This window comes from Streptomyces sp. 2-1, from assembly GCF_048564895.1.
GTDB classification, from domain to species: domain Bacteria; phylum Actinomycetota; class Actinomycetes; order Streptomycetales; family Streptomycetaceae; genus Streptomyces; species Streptomyces phaeochromogenes.
Genome location: NZ_CP183383.1, coordinates 8,570,064 through 8,596,141, shown reverse-complemented (window position 1 = coordinate 8,596,141; position 26,078 = coordinate 8,570,064). Strand labels below are relative to the sequence as shown.

At 71.8% G+C, this 26,078-nt stretch carries 21 protein-coding genes; 15 read left to right on the top strand and 6 right to left on the bottom strand.

Annotation, left to right across the window (positions count from 1 at the left end; all coding sequences use genetic code 11):
• Nucleotides 1–7: 7 nt before the first annotated feature.
• From ACN20J_RS37855 to ACN20J_RS37825, 7 genes are all read left to right on the top strand, one after another.
• Nucleotides 8–2,113 (top strand): Hsp70 family protein, encoded by a 2,106-nt coding sequence (locus tag ACN20J_RS37855; protein WP_419667639.1) that lies wholly within the window; start codon nucleotides 8–10, stop codon nucleotides 2,111–2,113.
• Entirely contained in the window at nucleotides 2,094–3,599 is a 1,506-nt protein-coding gene (locus tag ACN20J_RS37850; RefSeq protein WP_419667638.1) for a hypothetical protein, read from the top strand. Before ACN20J_RS37855 ends, ACN20J_RS37850 begins: the two co-directional genes overlap by 20 nt.
• Nucleotides 3,596–5,146, top strand: coding sequence for a hypothetical protein (locus ACN20J_RS37845; RefSeq protein ID WP_419667637.1), 1,551 nt, complete (start codon nucleotides 3,596–3,598; stop codon nucleotides 5,144–5,146). Before ACN20J_RS37850 ends, ACN20J_RS37845 begins: the two co-directional genes overlap by 4 nt.
• Nucleotides 5,127–5,414, top strand: a complete 288-nt coding sequence (locus ACN20J_RS37840; RefSeq protein ID WP_189841309.1) for a hypothetical protein — start codon at nucleotides 5,127–5,129, stop codon at nucleotides 5,412–5,414. Before ACN20J_RS37845 ends, ACN20J_RS37840 begins: the two co-directional genes overlap by 20 nt.
• A gap of 88 nt (nucleotides 5,415–5,502) precedes the next feature.
• Nucleotides 5,503–7,389, top strand: a complete 1,887-nt coding sequence (locus ACN20J_RS37835; protein WP_419667636.1) for a hypothetical protein — start codon at nucleotides 5,503–5,505, stop codon at nucleotides 7,387–7,389.
• Complete coding sequence (locus tag ACN20J_RS37830; RefSeq protein ID WP_419667635.1) at nucleotides 7,386–9,161, top strand: TIR domain-containing protein; 1,776 nt, start codon at nucleotides 7,386–7,388, stop codon at nucleotides 9,159–9,161. Before ACN20J_RS37835 ends, ACN20J_RS37830 begins: the two co-directional genes overlap by 4 nt.
• Nucleotides 9,158–12,937, top strand: coding sequence for a hypothetical protein (locus ACN20J_RS37825; protein WP_419667634.1), 3,780 nt, complete (start codon nucleotides 9,158–9,160; stop codon nucleotides 12,935–12,937). Before ACN20J_RS37830 ends, ACN20J_RS37825 begins: the two co-directional genes overlap by 4 nt.
• Before the next feature lie 90 nt (nucleotides 12,938–13,027).
• On the opposite strand, the gene msrB is transcribed toward ACN20J_RS37825, so the two are convergent.
• The 4 genes from msrB to ACN20J_RS37805 all read right to left on the bottom strand — a co-directional run bounded on the left by msrB (nucleotide 13,028) and on the right by ACN20J_RS37805 (nucleotide 16,451).
• Nucleotides 13,028–13,435 (bottom strand): peptide-methionine (R)-S-oxide reductase MsrB, encoded by a 408-nt coding sequence (msrB, locus tag ACN20J_RS37820; protein WP_055617598.1) that lies wholly within the window; start codon nucleotides 13,433–13,435, stop codon nucleotides 13,028–13,030.
• Nucleotides 13,436–13,463: 28 nt separating this feature from the next.
• A complete protein-coding gene (murC, locus tag ACN20J_RS37815) occupies nucleotides 13,464–14,852 on the bottom strand; it encodes a UDP-N-acetylmuramate--L-alanine ligase (RefSeq protein ID WP_361901162.1) in 1,389 nt (462 codons plus the stop codon).
• Between the two features lie 163 nt (nucleotides 14,853–15,015).
• A complete protein-coding gene (locus ACN20J_RS37810; protein ID WP_190226942.1) occupies nucleotides 15,016–15,489 on the bottom strand; it encodes an indole-3-glycerol phosphate synthase in 474 nt (157 codons plus the stop codon).
• 134 nt (nucleotides 15,490–15,623) lie between these two features.
• A complete protein-coding gene (locus ACN20J_RS37805; protein ID WP_362302081.1) occupies nucleotides 15,624–16,451 on the bottom strand; it encodes a pyrimidine reductase family protein in 828 nt (275 codons plus the stop codon).
• 215 nt (nucleotides 16,452–16,666) lie between these two features.
• Here ACN20J_RS37805 and zapE point away from each other — a divergent pair, with 215 nt between their 5' ends.
• From zapE to ACN20J_RS37765, 8 genes are all read left to right on the top strand, one after another.
• Nucleotides 16,667–17,776, top strand: coding sequence for a cell division protein ZapE (gene zapE / locus ACN20J_RS37800; protein ID WP_189841302.1), 1,110 nt, complete (start codon nucleotides 16,667–16,669; stop codon nucleotides 17,774–17,776).
• Between the two features lie 214 nt (nucleotides 17,777–17,990).
• Entirely contained in the window at nucleotides 17,991–18,365 is a 375-nt protein-coding gene (locus ACN20J_RS37795; RefSeq protein ID WP_189841301.1) for a hypothetical protein, read from the top strand.
• 156 nt (nucleotides 18,366–18,521) lie between these two features.
• Complete coding sequence (locus tag ACN20J_RS37790) at nucleotides 18,522–19,112, top strand: carbonic anhydrase (protein WP_189841300.1); 591 nt, start codon at nucleotides 18,522–18,524, stop codon at nucleotides 19,110–19,112.
• Between the two features lie 50 nt (nucleotides 19,113–19,162).
• On the top strand, nucleotides 19,163–20,614 hold the full coding sequence (locus ACN20J_RS37785) for a SulP family inorganic anion transporter (RefSeq protein ID WP_419667633.1): 1,452 nt from the start codon (nucleotides 19,163–19,165) through the stop codon (nucleotides 20,612–20,614).
• A gap of 137 nt (nucleotides 20,615–20,751) precedes the next feature.
• Complete coding sequence (locus ACN20J_RS37780; RefSeq protein WP_189841298.1) at nucleotides 20,752–21,567, top strand: slipin family protein; 816 nt, start codon at nucleotides 20,752–20,754, stop codon at nucleotides 21,565–21,567.
• A 97-nt stretch (nucleotides 21,568–21,664) separates the two neighbouring features.
• The gene (locus tag ACN20J_RS37775) at nucleotides 21,665–23,062 is read left to right on the top strand and encodes a PhoX family protein (RefSeq protein ID WP_189841297.1); all 1,398 of its coding nucleotides are present in this window, start codon (nucleotides 21,665–21,667) and stop codon (nucleotides 23,060–23,062) included.
• A gap of 202 nt (nucleotides 23,063–23,264) precedes the next feature.
• A complete protein-coding gene (locus tag ACN20J_RS37770; RefSeq protein WP_190226938.1) occupies nucleotides 23,265–24,125 on the top strand; it encodes an aldo/keto reductase in 861 nt (286 codons plus the stop codon).
• A gap of 25 nt (nucleotides 24,126–24,150) precedes the next feature.
• Complete coding sequence (locus ACN20J_RS37765; protein ID WP_189841295.1) at nucleotides 24,151–24,336, top strand: hypothetical protein; 186 nt, start codon at nucleotides 24,151–24,153, stop codon at nucleotides 24,334–24,336.
• A 23-nt stretch (nucleotides 24,337–24,359) separates the two neighbouring features.
• Here ACN20J_RS37765 and ACN20J_RS37760 read toward each other — a convergent pair whose 3' ends face one another.
• Together ACN20J_RS37760 and ACN20J_RS37755 are read right to left on the bottom strand one after the other, a co-directional pair.
• Nucleotides 24,360–25,028, bottom strand: coding sequence for an ABC transporter (locus ACN20J_RS37760; RefSeq protein ID WP_246574880.1), 669 nt, complete (start codon nucleotides 25,026–25,028; stop codon nucleotides 24,360–24,362).
• Complete coding sequence (locus ACN20J_RS37755) at nucleotides 25,025–25,990, bottom strand: ABC transporter ATP-binding protein (RefSeq protein WP_419667632.1); 966 nt, start codon at nucleotides 25,988–25,990, stop codon at nucleotides 25,025–25,027. The genes ACN20J_RS37760 and ACN20J_RS37755 overlap by 4 nt, the downstream gene beginning before the upstream one ends.
• Nucleotides 25,991–26,078 lie beyond the last annotated feature (88 nt).

The following is a 26,078-nucleotide window of genomic DNA, read 5'->3' as shown; positions in this document are numbered from 1 at the left end:
TCTCCCCATGGAAGATGAGTTGCACCGGGTCGTCGGCATCGACCTCGGCACCACCTATTCGGCCGTCTCGGCCTACCACCCCGACGACTTCGCCCCGAAGATCCTCGCCGACCCCGAGCACGAGGGGGCCGCCGCCGTCGCCACCCCCTCGGTCGTCCGGCTCGAACCGGGCACCGGCACGCTCGTCGTCGGGCACGACGCCAAGGCGGCCATCAGCGCCGGACCGGGTGCCGACGACACGCTCGTGGAGATCAAGCGCGAGATGGGCGCCGTGTTCACCCCGGAACTGCTCACCCACTTCGGCGCGACCGGCGTCTTCGCCGAGGGCGATCCCGTACGGGCCAGGCTCGGCGGCGAATGGCTGCGCCCGCAGGAGATCAGCGCCCTGGTGCTGATGCGGATGAAGCGGATCGCCGAGCAGACGCTGGGCGGGGACATCCACGACGCGGTGGTCACCGTGCCCGCCTACTTCATGGAGCGGCAGAAGAAGGCCACGGAGGAAGCGGCGCTGCTGGCCGGTCTCTACCCCCGCCAGCTCATCCCCGAGCCCACCGCGGCCGCCATCGCCTACGGAGTCGACCGGGCGGAGTCCGAGAAGCAGATCTACCTGGTCTTCGACCTGGGCGGCGGCACCTTCGACGTGTCGATCATCCAGACCGAGGACGACGAGATCGAGGTCATCGCCACCGCGGGCGACCAGCGGCTGGGCGGCGGCGACTTCGACGACGCGGTCGCCGAGTGGATCGTCCGGGAACTCGGCGAGACGCTGCCGCGGGACACCGAGCGGCTCCGGATCAAGGCGGCGGCGGAGGCCGCGAAGCGCGAACTGTCCCTGCGCGGCACGGCCTCCATCGACCTGGGCGGCACGACCGCTCCGCTGGAACTCGACCGGGCCACCTTCGAGGCGCTGATCCAGCCGATCCTCGACCGCTCCCTGAGCCAGGTCGGAGAGGCCCTGAGCTTCGCCAGGAGCGAGAAGGGCGTCCAGCGCGAGGACATCAACGCGGTGCTGCTCGTGGGCGGTTCGACCCGTATCCCGCAGGTCAAGCGGATGCTGCTCGACTACTTCGACCAGGACGAGGGGTTCGTGCGCGGCGACGCCAACCCCGACACCCTGGTCGCCCGGGGCGCGGCGATCGTGGCCCACCGGTTCGAGCCGACGCCCGCCTTCGACCTCGGGACCCGGCCGACCGGCGAGCGGTCCGCGGAGGACCAGGACTACTCCGTCACCCTGATCACCGAACACACCCTGGGCGTCGGCGTCCAGCAGGGGAAGTTCAACGCGCTGATCAAGCGGGGCACCAAGATCCCGGCCCGCCAGGTCAAGACGTACACGAACCCGGAGCAGGCGGCGCGCATCGAGGCGGCCATCTATCAGGGCGAGGGCGAGTACATCTACGACAACACCCTGATCGGCACGATCCACCTCGACGACATCGAGCCCCGGCCGGAGGGATACCACCAGTTCGAGGTCGAGTTCTCCCTCGACGTGAACGGACTGCTGGGCGTCCAGGTCACCCACGCCAACACCGGGCGCGAGTACCAGGCGACCTTCGACCAGAGCACCACGATCGGCAAGATCGACGAACTGGCGGAGCGGCGCGCGGCGTTGCTGAAGCTGCACGCGACGGTCGCACCGGCCGGGGCCCGGACCGCGCCGCGGCCGGGCAGCGCGGGCCAGCCGGACGCGGGGCAACCGGGCTCCGGATCACCGAAGTTCACGATCCCTGCGCCGGTGGGCGCCTCCGCTCCGGAAAGCGTCCCGTCTCCCGGATCCGGATCCGTCTCGATCCCGGGGCCCGTCTCGTCCCCGGCCCCCGCACCGGGCCCGGAAGCCGTACCGCCACCGGTACCGGCGCCGGTACAGGCATCCGTTCCGGCCCCCGTGCCCGCCCAGGCACCCGCCGCCGAGTTCGACCCCGCCGACGTACCCGCGGAGTACCGGCGCATGGCCAAGAAGGCGATCAGGGCGGCCCGGGACGGCCAGGCGCCGCCCGCTCTCACCGACGCCCTGCGCGCCTTCATGGACGCCGTGGGCACCGGCGCGGACGAGGACACGCTGGACGAGCTCGCCGACGCGCTAGAGGACGCATATGACGACAGCCGTCGGTGACCGTACCGAGGTCGTCGAGGAGGAACTCGACGCCGAGTACGCGGGGGTCGGCTGGTGGGGCTCGCTCTATCGCGCGCCGCGCCGGCGCCGCTGGTACCGGCTCATCCCGGTGGAGGAGATCAGCGGGGAGCAGCGGTCCGAACTGCTGGCGTGGCAGACCCGGCCGCGCCGCCAGGACCTGGTTCCCGTGGTGCCCGGAGAGCGGGGCGAGCAGCGGCAGTTCGCCGGCCGCTGGTTCCAGGTCGTCTGCTACGAGACCGACGCGGGACGCAGTCTCGCCGACGCCGTGGCCGACCGGGAACCGGCCCACCGGCTCGCGTCCGTGGCCGCCGCGCTCCACGCGCTGCCGGGCTGGCGCGAGTCGGTCGGCCCCGGGCTGGTGCCGCTGCCCGCCGACATCGTGCTGGTGGGAGACCGCCCGCTGCTGTTGCCGCTGCCGGCCTGGGGCCCGCCGTCCCTGGGCGAGGTCTTCGAAGAGCCGGAGCGGATCGCCCATCTGACCCCCGAGGCGGCACGCGGACTGCCGCCCGGGGGCCGGGCCCCCGATCTGCACGCCCTGGGCGTGGCGGCCCTGCGCTGCTTCGACACACTGCCGTCCGGCGACACGGGGCGACTCCTCCAACGGGCCGCCTGCGCCGCCGTCTTCACCGACCAGCGGCACGACAGCCGGCTGCCGCCGTGGATGCGGCGCGTGGAGTCCGTACGGGCCGCACGGGCGCAGCTGCTCGGCCTCACCGGTGTCCAGTCCGCGGGGCTCGTCGACGCGGATCCGCAGCTCCTCGCCAAGGCCATCGACCGGGCTCGGCACGCGATGGACCCGCTGGCGGCGGTACGTGCCCTGCGCGAGGCGGGCGAGCCGCGCAAGGCCGTCGGGCTCGCCCACGCGGCGCTGGTCGACCGGCCCGGCCATGAACTCCTGCTCCTGGCGGCCGACATCGCCCGCCGGGATCTCAAGGAGCCGCTGGAGGCGCTGTCGCTGCTGGAGCGGGCGGTGCAGACGGACCCCGAGCGCGGTGAGGCGTACGCGGCGCAGCTGTCGATCATCGGCGGCCTGTGGTCCGTCGTCCAGGGCCGGCTCGCCGGGGCCATCGACGCCTCGTTCGCCGACCGGCTCCACACGACGGCCCGTACGGCGTTCGACCGGCTGCCGCCCGAACTGCGCCGGGAGCACGCCCACGACTTCGCGGGCTGTCTCATCGGCCTGGGCGAACTGCGGGAGGCGAACGACTTCGTGTACCGCTGGCTGCACGACGGGACGACGCTGATGTGGTGGCGCTTCGACCTGATGCTCGACTACGGCGAGACCTTCCTGCGACTGGGCCGGCTCGACTCGGCCGGGTCGGTCGCCGAGCAGGTCAAGGACGGGCTGCGCCGGGTCCGGGAGAGCGGCCAGATGGACCGCGACGACATCCATGAACACGGCATGCGCCTCGCGGACTTCGTCCGAAGACTGCACGAGGCACGGGGCGAGGAGAAGCGCGCGTGACCACGATTCTGCTGGCGGTCGTCCTGCCGCTGCTGTTCCTGTCGACGGTGGCCAGCGGCTCGTACTTCCTCCTGGTCCTGCCGAGCCGCTGGCGACGGCCGTACGAGGAGTCCCTGGCCCTGCTGGACAGCGACGACCGCGACGAGCTGGAGCGGGCCGACCGGCTGCTCGGGCAGGCGGTCAACGCCGGGCCCCGGGGGCGGGGGCTGAACCGGATCCGTTTCGCGCAGGCCTATGTGCGGGCGATGCTGGGGACGTACGAACCGGCCCGCTACTCCGCCGCAGCGACCGTGCTCGACGAGCTGGTCACCGCCGAGAGCCGCACGAAGGACACCGCCTACCTGGAGCTGTGGGTGCAGGCGCGGCTGGAGAACCACGACCGCGTCACCGATCTCTACGCGGAGCACCGGGCGCTGCTGGACGCCCGGCCGCAGAGCCGCCGGATCGCCGCCATCTCGCACCTCCAACTGGCCGCCGGGCACTGGCGGCGGCGGGAGACCGACGGGGCCCTGCACCACTTCGACCGGGTCCGCGAGCTCGGCGAGCTCACCGAGCGGATCCCGCCCGAGGTGAACGACCTTCAGCTCGTCAAGGGCGTACAGGCGGTGTTCGACGGACGGGCCGACGAGGCCCGGGACGCGTTCGGTGACGCGCGGAAGCGGTCCGCGGAGCGGGATCTGCCCACCGTCGAGGCCGAGTTGGGGCTTCTCGTCTGTGACTGGGCGGACGGTGATCCCCATCAGCTGGGCGACTGGCTGGCGCAGCTGGCCGAACAGGTGGAGCGCCGGCCGCCCGAGGACGGCTCGGGCCCACAACTGCTGACCGGCATCGCGCTGTTGAGGCTGCTCGCGCTTCTGCGGGAGTGGCTGCTGCGGCCCGCGCTGTCCGGGGCGCCGTCGGCGGACGACTTCGAGGAGTTCGGACGGCGTGCGGACGCGCTGCGCGAGACCGACCCCGAGCTCGGTGACGCGGCCCTGGTGGACGGTCTTGTCCGGTACTACTTCTCCGCGAGCCAGCCCGAGCGCGAGCGGGCCCTCGCCGTGCTGAACGGCGGCACCGGCCTGGCCAAGGGCATCATGCTGCCCGAGGTGCTGGACCTCATGGAGCGTGAACGGGCCCTCGGCGGGGAGGGGGACGCGATCTCCCGCTACCTCGTCCTCGTCGGGGAGTACCTGGAGGATCCCGAACGGTCCCAGGAGGACCAGGCCCTGTACCGGCGCCTCAAGGCGAAGTTCACGCCGTTCGGCGACGCCGGCGACCTGGAGGAGGGAGCCGTACCCCATCAGCGCGCCCCGCTGGAGGATCACCGGCGACGCTCGGAGGCACTGCGCCGCCGTATCGAGCTGATCCTCTACACGCGGCTGCGCGACCTCCCCGACGACGACCCCGCCAAGCACGCCGTGCGCGAGCAGCTGGCCCAGCTCGAACAGGCCTCCGCGGTGTACGCCGAGGGCGCCGAGGTGCTGCACGGCGCCGAGCGCAAGCTCATCACCAGCACCGGACAGATCCTGCTGCCCGAGGAGACCGATGACCAGCATCGTGCCTAGCCGGCGGACCGGGGCCACACCCGGGCGCCTGGCCCGACTCGTGCCCGGACGGCGCCGTACGGCGGACCACGCCGGGCTGCTCGACAGGCTCGCGCCCGTGGTGCACCGGCCCGCGCCGGACGAGGACCAGCTCTTCGAACAGGCCTCGCTGGCCCGGGTGTTGCTCCTGATGGTGAAGGTCGACCAGGAGGCCGAGTACCTGCTCTGCAGGGAGCTGGCCGAGCACGCGCTCGGCAGCGTGCCCGAGCCGGGCGAGTCGCCCGACTGAGAGCGCCGGTGCCCTCTCTCGCACCGTGCTCCCCCGTTCCCGCACCCTCGCGTTCTCCCTCAGCCACCCGCAATCGGAAGGGACACCTGTGACCGGCACAGGCCGTGACAATGCTTTTCAGGAGATCCGCCCGGTCCAGGCGCTGCGGACGCCCACGTTCGAGTTCACGGAGGTCCGGGGACACGGGGACTTCGCCGAACACGACCGGCGGCTGGAGGAGTTGGCCCGGGACGCGGCAGCCGCTGCCGCCTCGCAGACCGCGCTGGTCCTGGCGCCCCCGGTCGCCACGCTCACCGAGATGTCCCTGGACCTGGGCCCCGACGGCGAGGAACTGCTGGAGGACGCCCGGGCCAACGCGGGCGCCGGTGAGTACCAACTGGCCCTGGACCAGCTGGCCGAGTACCTGCAGAACGCCCCCGACCACCAGGAGGCCCGCTATCTGCGCGCCTACTGTCTGTTCCAGCTGGGCGGCCCTGACCAGGTGAAGGCCCTGCGGATCCTGCGGCCCCTGCGCGACGAGCGGGTGGAGGCCGAACTGCGCGAACGGATCCGTGACCTCCGCGGCGAGCTGCGCCGCCGTCTCACCCCGCTCGAAGTCACCGCGTACACCGAGACGGTGCGGACCGATCCCGCGGGGGCGCTGGCCCGCGTCGAGGCGTTCCTGGAACTGGCCCCGGAAGAGGGCACGTTGTCCTACCTCCTCGCGGTCGGCCAGGCGCGCGACGGCGATCTGGAGCTGGCCCTCGACACCGCGAACCGGGGCGCGGCCGAGGCGGACGTCGACCAGGAGCCGGTGAGGGCACTGGCGCGCAGGCTGCTGCTCGCGCAGCTCGCCCCGGTGGCCGCGCCGGCCGTGTCGGAGTTCAAGGCGGGCAATCTCCACCGCGCCCGCCACGCGCTGCTGGGCATGGACCCCCGGTGGCGCAGGAACACCGTCCTCGACGACTTCGACGCGTTCCTCGCCCTCCTGATCGAGCTGCCGCGCCAGATCCCGCTGCCCGCACCGAAGTTGCCGCCCGACCGCACCGAGGATCTCTACTCGCTGATCGCGGAGACCGACGGGCAGCAGGCCGCGCTGCTGATGCAGACCGGCCGTGCCGAACAGGCCGAGCGGCTGCTGGCCCACGTCCTGTCGCTGGTGCCGCGCTTCCCGTGGCTCAACTTCCTCTACGCGGCCTGTCTCTACCGTCTGGGCCGCGATCCGGACCGTGCCGCGGAATGCGCCGAGGCCGCCGTACGGGATCCCGGTCTCGCGCAGGCCGCCGAACTGCTGGAGGCCATCAGGGGCTGGCAGGAGGCCACGGTCATCAACCCGGCGGTGAAGGAGTACGTCGACGCGATGGAGTCGGTCCGCGACGGCGTGTCCGTCGACCGGCTGGCGACGCTGCGGCACCGGCTCTCCGCTCTGGAGCGCAGGCTCCCCGTCCTGAAGGCGGCGGCGCGGAGCGAACAGGGCGTACAGGTCGTCCAGGAACTCAAGACGGCGATCGCGCAGCGGCTCAGGGAGGTCGCCGACGCGATGGTCGTGGGCGGCCTCTACGAGAAGTACGACCGCGTCATGTCGACCGCCAAGGGCGGTGTCTCCGACGCGCGGGCGGCGGACCGGCTCGCCGGTTCGCTCGACGGGCTGACACAGGAGATCAAGACCACGCGCAAGAACGCGGGGAAGGGCAGTACGAGCAGTCAGCTCGACGACCTCGCGAAGCTGGTGTCCGACCGCCGCGCGGAGGTCTCGCGGGTGAAGACGTCCGTGCAGGTGTCCGATCTCGTACGGCGCTTCAACCAGCTGGCCGAACAGCACTCGGGCCCCAACTCGCCGTCGCGGCCCAGGGATCCGTACGTGGTGCGTGGGCAGCTCTCCGGCATCCTCGGGGACGCGCAGCAGCTGCGCCGTAACGCCAAGGGCTCGTTCGACGCCCGGGACCGGAAGCTGCTCGACGAGTTGATCGGCACGATCTCCAGGACGCTGCGATGACGACGGCCGAGGCGGCGACGCCCGCCGCCGAGCAGTGGGACGTGTTCATCAGTTACGCCCGCGAGGACTACATCCAGGCCAAGGACCTGCTCGACGCGCTGAGCGAGTGTGTGACCGCCGCAGGCGGGGCGCCCAGGATCTACCTCGACGTGTCCCGCACCGGCACGCCCGGCGGAGCGGACTGGCAGAGCTTCCTGGAGGAGGCCCTCCCCCGCAGCCGCTACATCGTGGCGCTCTATTCGCAGACGTACTTCGACAAGCCCGTCTGCCAGTGGGAGCTGCACGAGGCGTACAAGCTGAACACGCCGGAGGGCGGCCGGCTCATCCCGCTGCTCATCGATCCCGGGGCCGCCAAGAAGGTGCCCTATGTCGTGAACCGCATCAACTGGATCCCGACCTCCAGGCCGCACTGGATCGACGAAGTGCGCGGCGCCCTTCAGCTGCGCGTGGCCGAGACGCGCCCCTCCCTCCGCTTCGACGAACCCGTCACGGGTGCGGTCGCCGGTCACACGCTGCCGCCCCTGACCGTGACCGGCTCGGCACCGGACGGCACACCTCTGTCGTCTCCCGGGGCGACGGTCACCCTGGCCGCGGAGCCGCCCTCCGCCGGGCTGACCGGCACCCTGGGCGCGCCGGTCACCCGGGGCTCGGCCGTCTTCGGCGACCTCGCGTTCCGGACGGCCACGGCCGAGGTGCGGCTGGTGGCGACCGCCCCGGGCTGCGAACCGGCCGTGACACCGCTCTTCCCGGTACGGGCGCCCGACGAACAGCCGTCCTGGGACGCCGGCGACCGACCCGTCCTGCCCGCGCCCGGCCACCCGGTGTTCTTCCCCGACGGCCGGGCACTGGCCGTACGCGACGGCAGGACACTGACGGTCCTCACGGCGGCGTACGAGACCGCCGGCACGGCGGAGCTCAGGGAGCAGCCCCGGCTGTGGGCGCGCGGGCAGCACTGCCTGGCCGTCGCCGACTGGTCGGGGCGGGTGGTCCTGGCGGCCCCGGACGGACGGGTCCGGGTCGTGGACCTCCCGGCGCCACGGGGCGAGCGGTTCAACGTGCCGGGCGCGCTGTCCTTCGACGGGGACAAGCTGTACGTCGGCATGTGGGGCGGTGCCGTCTGGTCCCTGTCCCTCGACGCCGAGGAACCGGAGCGGGTGCTCGAACACCGGGCCGGTGTCCAGGTGTTGGCGGCCGACGGCCATGATCTGCTGGTCGGCGGCCTCGACGGAAGACTCACCGAGTACACGAGCGGCCGGGCCGGGGCGGAACACACCCTGGAACCACTGCTTCTCGCCGTCGCACGGGTACGGGGCTTCGCACTGATCGTCGGCGAACACCGCATCCACCGGCTGGACCCGGCCGGTGGGCGGCTGTTGCAGGTCACGCAGCCCGTGACGACGATCACCGGGACCCTGCCGGGCGACGAGCTGACGGCGATCGTCGACGCGGAGGGCCAAGGTGTCTCCTTCGACGCCGAGTTGGCGGTGCGCGTCGGCTTCCACACGGTGCCGGGCGCCCGGCCGGTGGGCTCCGGCAGGGGCGGGCGGCTGCTGGTCCTGGAGTACCCCGACGGCTCGCACGCGCTGGTGCGCGACGGCCGTACCACCTACGTCTCGGGCCACCCGATGACCGTCTCCCCGGACGGGAGCCGGGCGGCGGTGTCGGACGGACAGCGCCTGCTGATCCTGGCGACCGAGGAACTGGGCGGCGGCGGCCGGGCGGCGCCGGAGGACGACGGCAGCACGGATCCGGGGGAGGGACGGCACTCGTGACATCCCGTACGACGCGTTCGGTGCTGGAGAACCGGCCGGACGTGCTGTGGCGCAGGGTCAGCTGGCTGTGGTCGCGTGTCGAGGAGGGGGAGGCGCTCACCGAGGGGCAGTCGGAGGCCCTCGTCGAGGCCTGTTTCCGGATCGGGGTCCATCCGGGCACCGAGCCGGCGACCGCGCTGGTCCTGCTGGCGCGCGCCCACCGGCTGGACAGCCAGAACCCCAAGCACCCCTACCACGTCGGGCTGCTCTATCTGCGGCACGGGCGGCCGTCGGCGGCCGTCCGCTGGCTGACGGCCGCGGCCTCCCTCTCCCCCGCCAACCACCGGATCTGGGCGCATCTGAGCAGCGCGCTCAAGGGGATCGACGAGCGGGGGCCGGGTGCCGACGACAACGGGGACCCCAAGGCCCGCGCCGAGGCGATCGCCGCCACGGTCCGCGAAGGCCGCGACGACTTCGACCCGGACGCCGCCGAGCCCGCGCTGCCGCTGCTGCGGCCCGGCGAATGCCGGTGGACCGGAATCCACGACATGCAGGCCGACGGCCGGCTGCGCGGCAGGACGGCCGAGCGGACGAGGGACGCACTCGCCGCCGAGCTGGAGAGCATCGCCGAGCTCGCGGACCAACGCCGGGGCGGGACGGCCGCGTTCACCGTCCTCGCCGTGCAGTGGATGGTGTACGGCTACCCGACCGCGACCGTACGCCGGCTGGCGAAGCGGCTTCCGCCGGACGACGGGCCGGCGACGCGTCTGCTGCACCTGGTCTGCGACCTCTTCGAGACCGATCGCGCCGAGCTGCCGGCCCGGCTCGCGGACTGTCTGACCGAACGTTCGCTGCCCGATGTGCTCATCGCGCTGATCCACCGGCGGCGGCTGTTCTGGCGTCCGCTCCGGTTCCCCGACCTGGGCGCCCACGCGGCGGCCAGGGAGTTCACCGACGGGGACCCGGCCCGGCACGAGAAGGCCCTGCGGTCGGCGTCGCGGGCGCTCGGCGCCGAGCCGCCGGAGCCGATGGCGGACGTCCCGGTCACCTCGGACGCCGACGAGCCCGACGCGGTCGGTCCCGACGAGCGGCTGGTGGGGTTCGAGGCGGCGGCGGCCCGGCTGAACGGCCTCATCGACGACGCGCAGACCCACGCCAAGGCACTGTCCAAGGGCGCGGTGGCAGACGCGGCCGACTACGCGCGGGTGCTGGGTGACAAGGAGACCCTGGCGGGGATGGTGGACCGTCTGGAGGCCCTGCGCCTGGCCCGGCTGGAGACGCTGCAGCGGTTCAAGGCCCTCGAACCGGCCGGTCTGGTCATGCCGTTCGAGGTCTTCCACCAGCGGCTGGAGGAGTGCGAGGCCCTCTTCCAGCAGTCCCCGGGCAGTCTGCGGACCATCCTGAACAAGAAGGTCGGCCGCAAACTGGCCCCGAGGCAGAAGGAGTTCGGGACGACTCCGGCCGCGCCGTCGGATCATGTGCTGGCGCTCCAGGGGCAGTTGTCCGCCATGGAGGGGGAGGGACAGGAGCCGTCGGCCGGTTCGGCCGGGGGCCCGGAGACACCGGACGGCCAGGGGATCGCCAACGCCCAGACGGTGTCCGGCAGTTCCGTGAGCGCCGACTCCGTGACCGCCGACTCCGCGGCCTCCGGCCGACGCCCCTCTCCCCCGCCACCGCTGCCCGCGCTGCCCGCCGACGCCAACCCCCGCGAGCGGGTCGCCCACGCACTCGCCGTCGCCGAGCGCGCGCTCGACGCCAATTTCGTCGAGGCCTGGCAGACGCTGGACGTCTATCCGGCCGAGGCGAAGCACCGGGAGGCGGTCTCCCTGCTGCGCGCGTATCTCGGCGGGCAACAGGCGGAGGCCGAGCTGCGGCTGGGCCGGACGACGGCCGCCCGGCGGGGCTGGGGCGCCATGCTCACCGACGATCCCCTGCACCCCGCCGTACTGCGCAATCTCGCGGTGGCGCACACCACTTCGGGTGACCTGGGCCCGGCCGCACAGACGTGGAGCCGCTATCTCGAAGCGCTGTATCTGAGGGACCTGCTCAACGGAGACATCCGCCGCGGCGCCGCCGAGCGCGCCGAGGTGCACCGCGTCCTGGCGGGCTCCTTCGGCACGGCCCCGCTCTGCGCGAGCTCCGCGCCCGACGGCGAACTGGACGGAGACCTGCGGCAGATGGCACCCGTGCTGGCCGCGGCGGGCAAGGTCGAGATCGCCGTCACGCACCTACGGCTCGAAGAGCTCAACCACACGCTCTCCCAGCGCGGCCCGACCCTCCTGCTCGGCGTCGGCCGCTCCGTCGGGGAGGCCGAGCTGGACGCTGCCCGGGACCGCCGCACGGCCGCCGTCGAAACCGCCGTACAAGCGCTGCCGGCGAGGGTGCGGGGGCCCTTCGAGAAGCAGTGCCGCCGCATGATCGACGAGGCCCACCGCGAGGCGTCGGAGACTCAAGGACGTACCCGCAGACCCGGCGACGAGGCCGAGGAACGGGCGCACCTGGAGTGGACGCGCGGGCGGATCCTGTGGAAGCTGCGGATCGCCAAGGCCGTCATGGGCGCGGACGCCGACTGGCCACTCACCGAGTACTCGGGCGATGTGATCGCGAACCTGCGCCTCATCGACGAGCTGCCCCTGGACCCGGCCGACGAGGTGCTGCTGCGCAGCGTCCACCAGCTGGGTGTCCAGGGCGACCCCAAGGAGTTCGTCGAGCGGCACAACCAGCTCTCCGATCTCGCCGGGCGGTTCGCGCTGGGGCAGATCTTCGCCGCGGCCGAGGAGACGGCGTCCGGCACCGCCACCCGCCACTTCCCCGACCGGTTCCGGCGCACCTGCCGCTCCTGGGGACGCAACGCGGACGCCATTCCCGACGAGTACGCCGACCACCTCGACGATCCCGAGCGCCTCTACCACCCGTCCGCCAGATCGGCGTTCGCGATCCTGGCGAAGTCCGGTGTCCCCGGCGACGACCGGGAGCGCGCCGTCGTCGAGGCCGCCGTGACCGGTCTGGAGCGCTGGGTGGAACGCCTGCCCGGAGCCACCGGCCCCGCCCGCGCGCTGGCCCGCCTGCTCGGCAGCCTCGACCGGCACGACGAGGTGCTGGAGGTGCTGTCCAGGGCCGAGCGCGAGGCCTTCAGTGCGCGGGGGCGGGAGAGACTCGCCGTGTCCTTCGTCCGTCTCGACATCGGCCGAGGCGAGTTCGCCGAGGCCGTGCAGCGACTGCGGACCCTGCTGGAGACCGACTCCGACAGCGAGCAGCTGCGCAGGCTGCTCGCCGATGCGTACAACCGTTGGATCGGCTCCGGAAAACGTGTGCCCACCGCCTGGCGTATCACCGAGGACTTCGCGCGGTGGACGGATGCCGAGACGGTCCAGAACCGCCGGATGCTGGTCGTGTCCGCGACCATGGCCCTGCACCGGGACCGCCAGGAGGGGCCCCGGGCCGGCGCTCTCGCGGCCGACCTGCGCGAGCTGTGCGTGCTGGACCCGGGCAATGTGGAGGCCCGCTACCACCTGGTCGTCGCCCTGTACGGGTGGGCGTGGGAGGTCCGCGAGCAGATCCGCTCCGCCGCGGGCCAACAGCGCCGGACCCTGAGCGAGCAGCTCGCCGCCGCCCGCGCCGAGTGCGAGGAGTGCGCCGTCGAGCTACTGGGCCCCGGAGCCCGGTCCGGGACCGGCTCGGACACGTCCGATACGGCTGGGCAGACCCCCGACTCCGCTCCCGGCACTCTCACCGACGAGCAGCGCCGCGACAAGGTCTGGGAGATCCTCCGCGCGGTGCGCCCGGCGGCCTCGTGAGGCCCGGAGAAAGCGGAAGAACCGGCTCCCCCGGAGCCGGTTCACCGCACTTCCCGTCGGGTCACTTCCCGTCGGGCTGCTTCAGTCAGGTCACTTCTCGTCCGGCGTAAGCCGCAACGAGACGCTGTTGATGCAGTACCGCTGGTCGGTCGGGGTCGCATACCCCTCACCCTCGAACACATGCCCGAGATGCGACCCGCAGCGGGCGCACCGCACCTCCGTGCGCACCATCCCGTGCGACCGGTCCGCGATCAGCTCGACCGCGTCGGACTCCTTCGGGTCGTAGAAGGACGGCCAGCCGCAGTGCGACTCGAACTTCTCGGTGGAGGTGAAGAGCTCGGCACCGCAGGCGCGACAGGAGTACACGCCCTTCGTCTTGGTGTCGGTGTACTCGCCGGTGAACGCCGGCTCGGTGCCGGCCTTGCGCAGGACCGCGTACTCGGCCGGGTTCAGCTCCGCGCGCCACTGCTCGTCCGGCTTTTCGATGTCGTACGACATGAAGCTCAACCCCTCACTACAGGTACGGCTACTTCGACAGGCGGGTCAGGATCTCGGGTCCGAGGTCCGTCACGTCACCCGCGCCCATGGTGAGAACGAGATCACCGGGCTTCGCCATTCCCGCCACGAGCGCGGGCACGTCCGCCTTGTCCTTCGCCGGTGTCACGTCCGCACCCGCGGCCCGGGCCGCCTCGATGATCAGCTCGCTGGTGACGCCCGGGATCGGGTCCTCGCGGGCCGGGTAGATGTCCAGCACGACCGAGGCGTCCGCCAGGGCCAGGGACTCGCCCATCTCCTTGCCCAGCTCCTGGGTGCGGGAGAACAGGTGCGGCTGGAAGACGACCAGGATGCGCGCGTCGCCGGCAGCCGCCCGCATCGCCTCCAGGTCGGCGGTCATCTCCGTCGGGTGGTGCGCGTACGAGTCGATGACCTGCACGCCCGCCGCCTCGCCCTTCAGCTGGAGCCGCCGCTTCACGCCCGTGTACGAGGCGATCGCCGGGGCCAGCTCAGCCGCCGGGATGCCGAGGGCCGCGCCCGCCGCCAGCGCCGCCACCGCGTTGTGCGCGTAGTGGCGGCCCGGGACCGAGACCGTGAAGGTGAGCGGCGAGCCGTCCAGCTCGACGGTCACCTCGCTCTTCAGTCCCTGGGCGACCACGGACAGGACCCGTACGTCCGCGTCCTCGGACTCGCCGTACGTCACCACCTTGACGTCGTCCGACAGCCGCCGGGTCAGTTCTCGGGCGCCCTCGTGGTCCGCGGTGATCACCAGGGTGCCGCCGGGCACGATCTTGTCCGCGAACGTCTCGAAGGACTCGTAGATCTCGTCCATGGAGGCGTAGTTGGCGTGGTGGTCCAGCTCCACGTTCAGCACGATCGCCACCTCGGGCGCGTACTTGTGGAAGCTGCGGTCCGACTCGTCGGCCTCGGCGACGAAGATGTCGCCCTCGCCGTGCAGGGCGTTGGAACCGGGGGCGTCGAGGTCTCCGCCGATCGCGTACGAGGGGTTCAGGCCCAGGGTCGACAGGGACACGGCCAGCATCGACGTCGTGGTCGTCTTGCCGTGGGTGCCCGCGACCGCGATCGGCCGCAGGCCGTCCATCAGTCGGGCGAGGGCGTCCGAGCGGTGGACGACCGGGATGCCCAGCTCGGCGGCGCGGGCCAGCTCCGGGTTGTCGGCGCGGATCGCGGAGGACACGACCACGCAGGTCGCGTCGTCGGCGAGGTGCCCGGCCGCGTGGCCGATGTGCACCGTCGCCCCCAGCGCGCGCAGGGCCTCCGCGGTCGCGGACTCCTTCGCGTCACTGCCCGCGACCTTCGCCCCGCGCTGCGCGAGGATCTTCGCGATCCCCGACATCCCGGCACCGCCGATGCCGATGAAGTGCGGTCGGTCCATGGCGGTGGGAAGACCGGGTGCCATACGTGTTACTCCCAGGACTCGGGTGGGACGGTGAGCGCGCCCAGCTTATTCGGTACGGCACCGGCCGCCCCGCAAGGGCCTGCGGCCCGTAAGGGGCGCGGGGAACTGCGCAACAGCCCCCACGCACCCGCGGGCGAAGCTCACACACCCGGCGGGAGCCCCCTCACGACTTGCTGTGCGAGAACAGCTTCAGAACCGGCACCCCCACCTTGTGCCGGGCCCGCGAGGCCCAGTCCCGGTGGAAGAACTCCTCCACGTAGTGAGGATCGGTCAGCACGATGACCTCATCGGCGTCGATCTCGTCCACGAGCCCCTTCAGCGCGTCCAGCGGATGATCCTCGATCAGCCGCCCCTCCGCCGCGCTCCCCGCCGCCCGCAAGGCCACCAGCGACACCTCCAGGGCCTTCTGCCCCTGGCCGACGGCCTCCTCGCCCTCGGGTGTCTCGTTCTCGCGGGCCGCTTCGTCCAGCTCGCCGAGCGCCACGTCGTCGATGGCCCGCAGCAACCGGTCGGCCTGGTCGCCGCGGGGCTGGAGCAGCACATGGAAGGCGACGTCCTCGTCACCGTGCAAGCTGGTGACGAACTCCACGTCCGCGGACGTCAGGGCCTTCTCGATCATCAGTACGCTTGTGAACACGACAGGCGCCCTTCTCATCCGTGGGCCGTCCGTAGGCCCCTGCGGAAACCATCCTGCCCCGTAACCGCACGGGTACTGCGAGATTTAGTGTGCCCAGGGAAAGTCAAACGGAACGGGTGATTCCGTCTATTTGGTCAGGTCCGACGGTAACGGCTGAACAGGAACCCGGCCTCCTCCAGCAGAGACGTCAGCTCGAAGCGCCTCGGCACGGCCACCGGAGGGCCGCCGGCGATGCGTTGGGCGTCGCCCGCGGTGAGCATCGGGGACACCGTCAGACAGAGCTCGTCGAGCACCCCGGCGGCGACGAACTGGCCGAGCAGCCGGGGCCCGCCCTCGGTCAGGAGCCGGTACAGGCCCCGGTCGGCGAGCGCGCGTACGGCCCTGGCGGGGTCCACGCCCATGCCGTCCCCGGCGATCACGATCTGTGCGCCCGCCTTCTCGGCGGCGGCGATCCTGTCGGGGGCCGCCGCGGCGCCCGTCAGCACGAGGGTGGGGACCAGGGGCGAGGTGAAGAGCGGCAGCGAGAAGTCCAGGTCCAGGCTCGCGCTGACCACCGCGATCGCCGGGGCCGGGCCCTGCCCCGCCGCCGCTCGGAGCGCGGCGAAGTCCTCCCGCGCCCGTGCCGGGCGGTAACCCTCCTGGCGTACCGTTTCCGCACCGACCACCACGGCGTCCGCGAGCGCCCGCAATGTGCCGAAGATCCGCATGTCGGCGGCGCTGGAAATGGGCTGTGAACGCCCGTCGTGCTGGGCGGCCCCGTCGAGCGTGGACACCATGTTGGCCCGCAGCCACGGCTCCGGCCCCGCGGGACCCGAGCCGGACGGATAGGCGTACGCCGCCGCCAGCTCCTCCAGCCCCCACTCCCGGTCGGCCCCCTCCGCACCGGCCCGACCGGCCGTATCAGGGCCCCCACCCGAGTCCCGGGCTGCTGTTTCATCGGTCACAGGGAACAGGCGTCGCATGTCCTGCAGTCTGGCACGGCCCTCAGGGCCTTTCGTCAAAGGTGGCGTCTGCCTCGCGGCGTCTGGCACGCACGCTCGTGGCGTTGCCGAAATGCCCTAGTAGCTCCGCTACGAGGACACTCCGGCGCCTTGCGATCGCACGCACCAGACGCCGCGAGGCCCGCCCTTCGGGCGGACGACGCCACCTTTGACGACAGGCCCTAGAGTGGGGAACCGTGTCAACCTCCCCCTCTGCCTCCGGTCTCGGTTCCATAGCCGATGCGGCCCCGTCGTCCCTCTGTGCCCGGGAGCCGCGTGTTCCCGCGGATCGGCTGGTCGCCGAGATGGTGCCGCCGCCGCGGTTCGACTCGGTCCGCTTCGATACGTACATTCCGGACCCGAACCAGCCCAGCCAGACCGAGGCCGTCCATGTGCTGGACGCCTTCGCGGCGGGTCTGGGCGGGGCGCAGGCCGCCGGCTCCGGCAAGCGGGGCTTTCTCGGGTTCGGCAAGAAGGCCGCGAAGGCGCCGGCCGGCCCTCGCGGTGTCTACCTCGACGGTGGTTACGGCGTCGGCAAGACACACCTGCTCGCCTCTCTGTGGCACGCGACCCCCGCCGAGCCCTCCCTCAAGGCCTTCGGCACGTTCGTGGAGCTGACGAACCTGGTCGGCGCCCTCGGCTTCCAGCAGACCGTGCAGACGCTGAGCGGTCACCGGCTGCTCTGCATCGACGAGTTCGAGCTCGACGACCCGGGCGACACCGTCCTGGTGTCCAGCCTGCTCGCCCGGCTGGTCGAGGCGGGCGTGGCGCTCGCCGCGACCTCCAACACGCTGCCGGGCAAGCTCGGCGAGGGCCGGTTCGCGTCGGTCGACTTCCTGCGCGAGATCCAGGGCCTGTCGGCGCACTTCCGGTCGCTGCGCATCGACGGCGAGGACTACCGCCACCGCGGGCTGCCCGAGGCCCCGGCCCCGTACTCCGACGAGCAGGTCACGAAGGCCGCGTACGCCACGCCGGGCGCCTCGCTCGACGACTTCCCGCACCTGCTCGACCACCTGGCCCGGGTCCACCCCAGCCGGTACGGCGCGCTGACCGACGGGATCACGGCGGTCTGCCTCACGGACGTCCAGCCGGTCCCGGACCAGTCGACCGCGCTGCGGCTCGTCGTCCTCGCCGACCGGCTGTACGACCGCGAGGTGCCGGTACTCGCCTCGGGGATGCCCTTCGACCGGCTGTTCAGCGAGGAGATGCTGAACGGCGGCTACCGCAAGAAGTACTTCCGCGCGATCTCCCGGCTCACGGCGCTGGCGCGGGACGCGAAGGACCTCGTCGGGACGCGAAAGGCCTAGCGAAGGGCCGTCCGAACCGCCGCCCGAGCCACCGCCCGAACCAACGCCCGAACCACCGTTCATCAGCCGGTTTCCGGCCTGCTTCCGATGCTCTTCAGCCCACTTCAGGCTCTCTTCAGGGTGAAACGTTAAGTTAACCCTGCAAACAACTTCACCCGTTAACGTTCATGTTGACGTGAGAGCACTTGACCTGAAGCCGGCCGAGAGGAGGCGCATGTTACGAGGTACGACGGCCCGGACCCTGTTCACCGTTCTCGCCGCCGTCCTGCTCGCCCTGCAACTCTCAGCGCCTGCTTCGGCGTTCGCTTCCGCGCACGCGACACCTGTCACGGGCCCCAAGAGCAAGGCCGAGTTCGTCACCTGTGGCGAGGCCCTGCATCCGGGCAGCCCGACGGGTCCCCTGCGGACCCGTGACCGGATCCGCGTCGCGGACCACGTCCCCCAGTCACCCGCGCGTCCACTGCTCTGCAAGGACCCCGCGACCTACCACGACGACCCGTCGCACATCGCCGCTCCGGCGGCGCACCACCGTACGACGAGATCGTCGACAGCCCATTCCGCGGCGGCACTTCAAGTGTTCCGCTGCTGACCCGACCCCCCACCGGGCACGAAGCGACTCCGACCTGACCCACCCTCACCACGCCACGTCCGCCGAGCGCGTCGACGTGGGGTCATGTCGCCGTACCCGCATGCGCTCCGTTTTGTACACCGACGCGCTCTGTGGCGCGCCAGGAGGAACTGACACATGCAGCCCCTCATCGATCACGCACGCTCCTTCCGCAAGCAGTCCGAGGACCGCCCGGAGGAGTTCGCCCGTCTCGCCGAAGGCCAGTCCCCGCAGGTCCTGTTCATCACCTGCTCCGACTCCCGGGTCGTCCCGGCCCTGATCACCGGAGCCCGGCCCGGTGAGCTCTTCGAACTGCGCACGGCGGGCAACATCGTCCCCCCGCACACCTCCTCGCAGCCCACCAGCGAGGCGGCCACCATCGAGTACGCGGTGGAGGTGCTCGGCGTCGCGGACATCGTCGTCTGCGGCCACTCCCACTGCGGTGCCGTCGGCGCGCTGGTACGCGGCGACGACCTGACCGCCGTACCCGCCGTGCGCGACTGGCTCGCGCACTCCACTCCTCGTCCCGAAGGCGCCGTCGAGGACCCGACCGTCACCGAGGCCGTGCAGAGCCACGTACTCACCCAGCTGCTGCGACTGCGCTCCTACCCGTGCGTGGCACGGCGTCTGACGAGTGGTCAACTCCGGCTGCACGGCTGGTTCTACGAGGTGCACACCGGCTCCGTACTGGCGCACGACGTGCACTCCGACGCCTTCGAGGAGCTGTGAGCAACGCGATGGGCACCCCCACAAGCAACCGAACGAGTACAAGCAACCGAATGAAGTTCCCTCATCTGCGGCAGGACTTCGCCTCCTCGCTCGTCGTCTTCCTCGTCGCCCTGCCGTTGTGCGTGGGCGTGGCGGTGGCGTCGGGCGTGCCCGCCGAACTCGGCCTGGTCACCGGCATCGTGGGCGGCCTGGTCACCGGTCTGCTGCCCGGCAGCAGCCTCCAGGTCTCGGGCCCGGCCGCGGGTCTGACCGTGCTGGTCTTCGAGGCGGTGCAGGAGTACGGACTGCCCGTGCTCGGAGTCATCGTGCTGGCCACGGGTCTGATCCAAGTCGCCATGGGCGCCCTGAAGTTGGGGCGCTACTTCCGGGCCATCTCGGTGGCCGTCGTCGAGGGCATGCTGGCCGGTATCGGGCTCGTCCTGATCGCCGGGCAGCTCTACTCGGTGGCGGGCGCGGAGGCTCCCGCCTCGGGTCTGGGCAAGCTGGCCGGACTGCCGGGACTGATCGTCGACTCCGCCGGGTCCACCGAGGCACTGGCCTCGTTCGGACTCGGGGCCGGCACCGTCGCCGTACTGGTGCTGTGGAAGCACCTGCCGAAGAAGGTGCGTACGGTGCCGGGGGCGCTCGGCGCGGTCGCGCTGGCGACACTCGTGTCGCTGGCGTTCAGCCTGCCGGTGGCGACCGTCGAGGTGAAGGGCCTGCTCGGCTCGATCCAGCTGCCGGGCTTCGAGACCGTCGGCGAGCTGGCGAGTCTGGGCGTGCTCGGCACGGTGGTGGCCTTCGTGCTGATCGCCTCGGCGGAGTCGCTGTTCAGCGCCGCCGCCGTGGACCGGCTGCACGACGGACCGCGTACCGAGTACGACAAGGAGCTGATGGCGCAGGGCGCGGGCAACACGGTCTGCGGGCTGCTCGGCGCGCTGCCGATGACCGCGGTGATCGTGCGCAGCGCGGCGAACGTGCAGGCGGGCGCGCGGACGAAGGCGTCCCGGGTCATGCACGGTGTGTGGCTGCTGCTGTTCGCGGCGCTGCTGCCTGCCGTGCTCGCCTACATTCCGCTGCCGGCCCTCGCGGGCATCCTGGTGCACGCGGGCTGGAAGCTGATTCCGCTGCGCGGGATCGTGTCGCTGTGGCGCGAGCACCGGGGCGAGGCGCTGATCCTGATCGTCACGGCCGTGTCGATCGTCGCGATCAGCATGTTCGAGGGTGTCCTGATCGGGCTCGCCCTCGCGGTCGCCAAGACGGCCTGGGAGGCCTCGCACCTCAAGCTGGAGGTCATCGACAAGGGAGCGGGCCCCGTGCAGGCCTACCTGTCGGGCAACGCCACCTTCCTGCGGCTGCCGAAGATCCTCGACAACCTGGAGGCGCTGCCCCAGGACCGGCCGGTCGAGCTGGACCTGTCGGGGCTGCACCACCTGGACCACGCGTGCCGGACGGCCCTGGAGAACTGGGCCGAGCGGCACAGCGCGACGGGCACGGAGCCGGTCAAGGTCACGACCCCGTAGCCCCTCTGAGCAGGCAGGAACGGCCCGAGGCTCTGTCGAGCCCCGGGCCGTTCCGTTGCCGGAACCCGGGCGTATCGTTGAATTAGCCACATAAGCGGCGACTCGTTCGGCGGAAGGCTCGGAGGGCAGGGGTCGTCATGGTCGAAGAACTCCTGGTCGCGGCGGCGACGGTCGCGTCCGTCGGGGTCGTGTACGTCGCGGCGGCGGCACGGATCGTCAAGCAGTACGAACGCGGAGTGGTCCTCCGGCTCGGGCGCCTGCGCGGAGAGCCTCGCCCTCCGGGCTTCACGCTGGTGGTCCCCGGGGTCGACCACCTGCACAAGGTGAACATGCAGATCGTGACGATGCCCGTGCCCGCGCAGGAGGGCATCACGCGGGACAACGTCACGGTGCGCGTGGACGCGGTCGTCTACTTCAAGGTGGTCGACGCGGCGCACGCGATCATCCGGGTCGAGGACTACCGCTTCGCGGTCTCGCAGATGGCGCAGACGTCACTGCGCTCGATCATCGGCAAGAGCGACCTCGACGACCTCCTGTCGAACCGCGAGAAGCTCAACCAGGGCCTGGAGCTGATGATCGACAGCCCGGCCGTGGACTGGGGCGTGTCCATCGACCGCGTCGAGATCAAGGACGTGTCGCTGCCGGAGACGATGAAACGGTCGATGGCCCGGCAGGCCGAGGCCGACCGTGAGCGCCGGGCGCGGATCATCAACGCCGACGCGGAACTCCAGGCGTCGAAGAAACTGGCGGAGGCCGCCGGAGTGATGTCCGAGCAGCCCGCCGCGCTCCAACTCCGGCTGCTGCAGACCGTGGTGGCGGTCGCCGCCGAGAAGAACTCGACGCTCGTGCTGCCCTTCCCGGTGGAGCTCTTGCGGTTCCTGGAACGGGCACAGCAGCCCAATGAACTCCAGGCCCCAACTCCCCCGCCATCCGGGTCATCTGACGCTGCGTGAGAACGCCACGCTACGCGCGTGGTTCACGTGTCCGGTGCTGCGTGATACACACAGGCGGGTCACATTCTCCTGTCCGCCAACAGGAAGGCTTGTTCCCATGTCTGTTTCCCGCACGCCCGCGACACGACGCGAGGTGCTCGCCCGCTCCGGTGCCCTGGGAGTGGGCATCGCGTTCACAGGCGCCATGTCCGAGCTCTTCACCGGCACGGCCACCGCGCTGGGCCACACCGGATACGGCCCCCTGGTCCCCGACCCGGACGGTCTGCTGGATCTGCCCAAAGGTTTCCGCTACCGGGTGCTCTCCCGCGAGGGCGACCAACTGCGCTCCGGCGAGGGCCGGGTGCCGAGCAACCACGACGGCATGGCCGCGTTCGCCGGGCGGTCCGGCTCCGGCGACAGACACGGCCGGGTCGTCCACCTGGTCCGCAACCACGAGAACCGCAACACCGGCCGTATCCCGGTCCCGACCATCGAGGGCCTCACCTACGACCCGATGGGCAAGGGCGGCTGTACGTCGCTGACGGTCGACGAGCGCGGGAACGTACTCGACGAGCGGGTCGCGATCGCCGGTACGGCCGTCAACTGCGCCGGCGGGCCGACCCCTTGGGGCACCTGGCTCACCTGCGAGGAGACCGAGGACAAGGCCGGCACGAACGGCTACACCAAGGACCACGGCTTCATCTTCGAGGTCGACCCGGCGCATCCGCACCGCACGGGCGCGGTCCCCCTCACCGCGATGGGCCGCTTCCAGCACGAGGCGATCGCGGTCGACCCGAAGCGCGGCATCGTCTACGAGACCGAGGACGCCTTCGAGAGGCCCTTCGGTCTCTTCTACCGTTTCCTGCCCAACAAGCCCGAGGGCGGCCGTGGTTCGCTCCGCGCGGGCGGCCGGCTCCAGGCGATGCGCGTGCCGGGCGTACCGGATCTCTCCTCGATCCAGGAGACGGGAGCGAGCTTCGACCGTATCGAGTGGGTGGACGTCCCAGACCCGCTCGCCGCCCAAACCGCCATCCGCTTCCAGGACTTCGGCCCCAAGGGCATCACCCACGCCCAGAAGCTGGAAGGCTGCTACTGGGGCGGCAAGTCCGTCTACTTCGTCTCGTCCTTCGCGCACAGCAGCCAGGGTTCGGCCGCCGACCACTTCGGCCAGATCTGGCGGTACGACCCCGACGCCCGCCGGCTCACCCTGGTGATCGTCTTCGGCCCGGACACCGACGTGCAGCTGCCCGGCGAATCCCCCGACAACATCTGCCTCGCCCCCAGCGGCGGCCTGATGGTCTGCGAGGACGGCGGGGGCGTCCAGCACGTGTACGGCGTGACGCGACGCGGCGAGGTCTACGCGATGGCCCGCAACCGGCAGAACATCGGCACGCCGGAGGAGCCGGAGTGGGGCGAGTTCGCGGGCGTCACCTTCTCGCCCGACGGCAGGACGATGTACGTGAACTGCTACACCCCCGGGACGACGTTCGCGGTGACGGGCCCCTGGCGGAGGTAGCTCCGCGCCGGCCGAACAGGAGACGAGCCTCGGCCGAGGGGAGGGGTGGGACGCGGGCAACGGGTCCCACCCCGGCCCTCGGCGGCTCCGACTCCGGATTCATCGCTGTCACCGCTGAAAGCGATCGGATTCTCTTGTTGGACGGCTAAAAGGTCACGGTGGAGGCTGGGGCGTACCGAATGAATCCCCAGGAGGAACCTCCATGCAGACACGCACCGTCGGTGACGTCCAGGTCGGAGCGATCGGTCTGGGCGGTATGCCGATGTCCATCGAGGGACGCCCCGACGAGCAGCGTTCGGTCGCGACCGTCCACGCCGCGCTGGAGGCCGGCGTGACGCTGATCGACACCGCGGACGCCTATCACCGGGACGCCGACGAGGTCGGTCACAACGAGTCGTTGATCGCCCGCGCGGTGGCCGAGTACGGCGGCGACACCTCGGACGTGCTGATCGCGACGAAGGGCGGCCACCTGCGTCCGGGCGACGGCTCGTGGACGCTGAACGGCTCGCCGGAGTACCTGAAGAAGGCCTGCGACGCGTCGCTGGAGCGGCTCGGCGTCGAGGCCATCGGGCTCTACCAGTTCCACCGGCCCGACCCGCGCGTCCCCTACGAGGAGTCGGTCGGGGCGATCCGCGATCTGCTCGACGCGGGCAAGATCCGCTTCGCGGGCATCTCCAACGCCAGTCCCGACCGGATCCGGCTGGCCAACGAGATCCTCGGCGGCCGGCTGGTGAGCGTGCAGAACCAGTTCTCGCCCGCCTTCCGTTCCAGCGAGCCGGAGTTGGAGCTCTGCGCGGAACTGGGCATCGCGTTCCTGCCGTGGAGCCCGCTGGGCGGCATCTCGAACGCCGGCGCGCTGGGTTCGCGGTACGCCGCGTTCGCGGACGTGGCCCAGGCCCACGGCGTGAGTCCCCAGCAGGTCTGCCTGGCCTGGATGCTCGCGAAGGCACCGGTGGTGATCCCGATCCCGGGTTCCTCCCGCCCCGAGACGATCCGCGACTCGGTCGCGGCGGCAGAGCTGAAGCTGTCCGCGGAGGAGCAGGCACGCCTCGACGCGGCGTGAGAGGGCTCCGGCCTACCCTGAAAGCATGAGTGACAGTTACGGTCCCGAGCACCCCGCGCCCCCTGAGGGGCGCGGGGCTGTGGCATCGGGCGGCTTCGCCGAGTGCGTGCTCTGCCAGAAGCCCACCGAGTACCCGGAGTCCCACAAGGGCATCACCCTGTGCCCCGTCTGCGAGTGGCAGGAGGCACAGCGCACAGCCTGCTCCGGATGAGGCCGATCGATCCGGCCGGTGGATCAGCCCCGGCGGGCGGTGAGCGCGCAGGCCACCGCGACGGCCGCCGCAGCCAACGCCCCGGCGACGAACAGCGGCAACACCGGCGCCGGTACGACCCCCGCCTGCGACCCCGTCACCAGGTCGCTGACCGCCACACGGGCCGGTGACCCCGTCACCACCAGCGCCAGCACCGCCGCGAGCAGCATCGCCGGGACCGCCCGCCCGGTCGACCGCAGCAGCGGCCTGGTCGTGAGCGCTCCGACGGCCGTGCCGAGCAGGGCGCAGGCGAGCGCGGCGAGCAGCCCGGCGCCGCCCGCCGCTACGACGGGTACGGGCGTCCGGTGGTCGGTGCTCGCCGGATCGCTGACCACGGTCACGACGACCGTCGCCGCCACCCCGAGCAGCGCCGCCGCCCCGAACGCGACGAGCAGACAGGCCAGATGCGCCCGCGCGGGCCCGGCAGCCGCACTCACACAACTCCGGGCGGCGGGCGGCTCGTTGGTGGCGCAGATGCGTACGAGCCAGGCCGCGACGGGGAGCACCGCGGCAGCCGCGTAACCGAGCGAGTCCAGCACCGGCTGTCCCGTCTGGACGCCGATCCCCAGAACGGCCGCGTACAGGATGACCGGCGGCAGCCAGCGCTGGGAGCGGAGCAGGAGCGCGGCCTGATAGCGGAGGAGCGCGATCATGAGCGGACCTCGGCGTCGACTTCGGCGTCGGCATCCGTATCGGCACCTGTATCGGCATCAACAGCCGCTGCGGCAGCGGCTCTTGGCTGTATGCGGGTCGCGGGTGGCCCCTCCCCCACGCTCACCACATGCCACGGCGGGTGGGCCGTCAGCAGGGTCCTGAGCAGGGTGTCGGAATGCGTCTCGGGGACCGTGAGGCGGAGCCTTCCAGGCACGGGACCGGGGCCGGGCTCCTCGACGGAGACGGCCAGGCGCGTCGCCTCGGCGGACGGCTCGGCTCCCGGCGGCCCCTGCACCTCGACCACCACGTAAGCCTCCTCCCCCGGCACCGAACTCCCCGTGACCGTACGGACGTTGCCGTCCACGACCGCGTACGTCACGTCCGGTGCGCCGGCCAGCCGTCGCGGGTCGTGGTCGACGAACACCACCGTGCCGCCCGCGGCCCTGCGTTCCAGCACCGCCCGCTCCAGCTCCGTACGGGCGGCCGTGTCGAGGCCGGTCCAGGCCTCGTCGAGGACGAGGAGTTCCGGTTCGGCGAGCAGGGCCTGGGCGACCGCGACCTTCTGGCTGCTGCCCTTGGACAGCTCCGACATCGGCGTACGGGCGTACTCGGAGGCGCCCAGGCGTTCCAGCCACTCGACGGCGGCCCCGGCGGCCTCCCCACGGGACAGGCCGTGGACGCTGCCCAGGTGGATCAGATAGCCGGCCGCGGTGAAGGGAAGGGCGGCCGGGAAGCGTTCGGGGACGTACGCGGTGCGGGGGCGGCCCGTGATACGGCCCTCGGTGGGGGCGTCGATCCCGGCGAGCAGCCGCAACAGGGTCGACTTTCCCGTGCCGTTGGCACCCTCGATCCGCGTCAGGGTGCCCGGGGCCAGCGTGAGGTCGACGCCGCGCAGCACCCATGGGGCGCCGCCGAGACCGTACCGGCGCCCGACGCCCTCCAGCAGCAACTCGCGATTCATGCGCCCCATCCTCGCGCGGACGTTCGCGTGGGCGCATAGGAACCGGCCAGAGGAACCGGTCAAAGGAACTGGTCAAGGGAACCGATCT

Coding starts and splice junctions, on each gene's coding strand:
- ACN20J_RS37785 (WP_419667633.1), top strand. CDS start 19,163: ATGAAGTTCCCTCATCTGCGGCAGGACTTCGCCTCCTCGCTCGTCGTC.
- ACN20J_RS37805 (WP_362302081.1), bottom strand. CDS start 16,451: ATGCGACGCCTGTTCCCTGTGACCGATGAAACAGCAGCCCGGGACTCG.
- ACN20J_RS37790 (WP_189841300.1), top strand. CDS start 18,522: ATGCAGCCCCTCATCGATCACGCACGCTCCTTCCGCAAGCAGTCCGAG.
- ACN20J_RS37775 (WP_189841297.1), top strand. CDS start 21,665: ATGTCTGTTTCCCGCACGCCCGCGACACGACGCGAGGTGCTCGCCCGC.
- ACN20J_RS37780 (WP_189841298.1), top strand. CDS start 20,752: ATGGTCGAAGAACTCCTGGTCGCGGCGGCGACGGTCGCGTCCGTCGGG.
- msrB (WP_055617598.1), bottom strand. CDS start 13,435: ATGTCGTACGACATCGAAAAGCCGGACGAGCAGTGGCGCGCGGAGCTG.
- ACN20J_RS37755 (WP_419667632.1), bottom strand. CDS start 25,990: ATGAATCGCGAGTTGCTGCTGGAGGGCGTCGGGCGCCGGTACGGTCTC.
- ACN20J_RS37795 (WP_189841301.1), top strand. CDS start 17,991: ATGTTACGAGGTACGACGGCCCGGACCCTGTTCACCGTTCTCGCCGCC.
- murC (WP_361901162.1), bottom strand. CDS start 14,852: ATGGCACCCGGTCTTCCCACCGCCATGGACCGACCGCACTTCATCGGC.
- ACN20J_RS37760 (WP_246574880.1), bottom strand. CDS start 25,028: ATGATCGCGCTCCTCCGCTATCAGGCCGCGCTCCTGCTCCGCTCCCAG.
- ACN20J_RS37770 (WP_190226938.1), top strand. CDS start 23,265: ATGCAGACACGCACCGTCGGTGACGTCCAGGTCGGAGCGATCGGTCTG.
- ACN20J_RS37830 (WP_419667635.1), top strand. CDS start 7,386: ATGACGACGGCCGAGGCGGCGACGCCCGCCGCCGAGCAGTGGGACGTG.
- ACN20J_RS37850 (WP_419667638.1), top strand. CDS start 2,094: ATGACGACAGCCGTCGGTGACCGTACCGAGGTCGTCGAGGAGGAACTC.
- ACN20J_RS37855 (WP_419667639.1), top strand. CDS start 8: ATGGAAGATGAGTTGCACCGGGTCGTCGGCATCGACCTCGGCACCACC.
- ACN20J_RS37765 (WP_189841295.1), top strand. CDS start 24,151: ATGAGTGACAGTTACGGTCCCGAGCACCCCGCGCCCCCTGAGGGGCGC.
- ACN20J_RS37840 (WP_189841309.1), top strand. CDS start 5,127: ATGACCAGCATCGTGCCTAGCCGGCGGACCGGGGCCACACCCGGGCGC.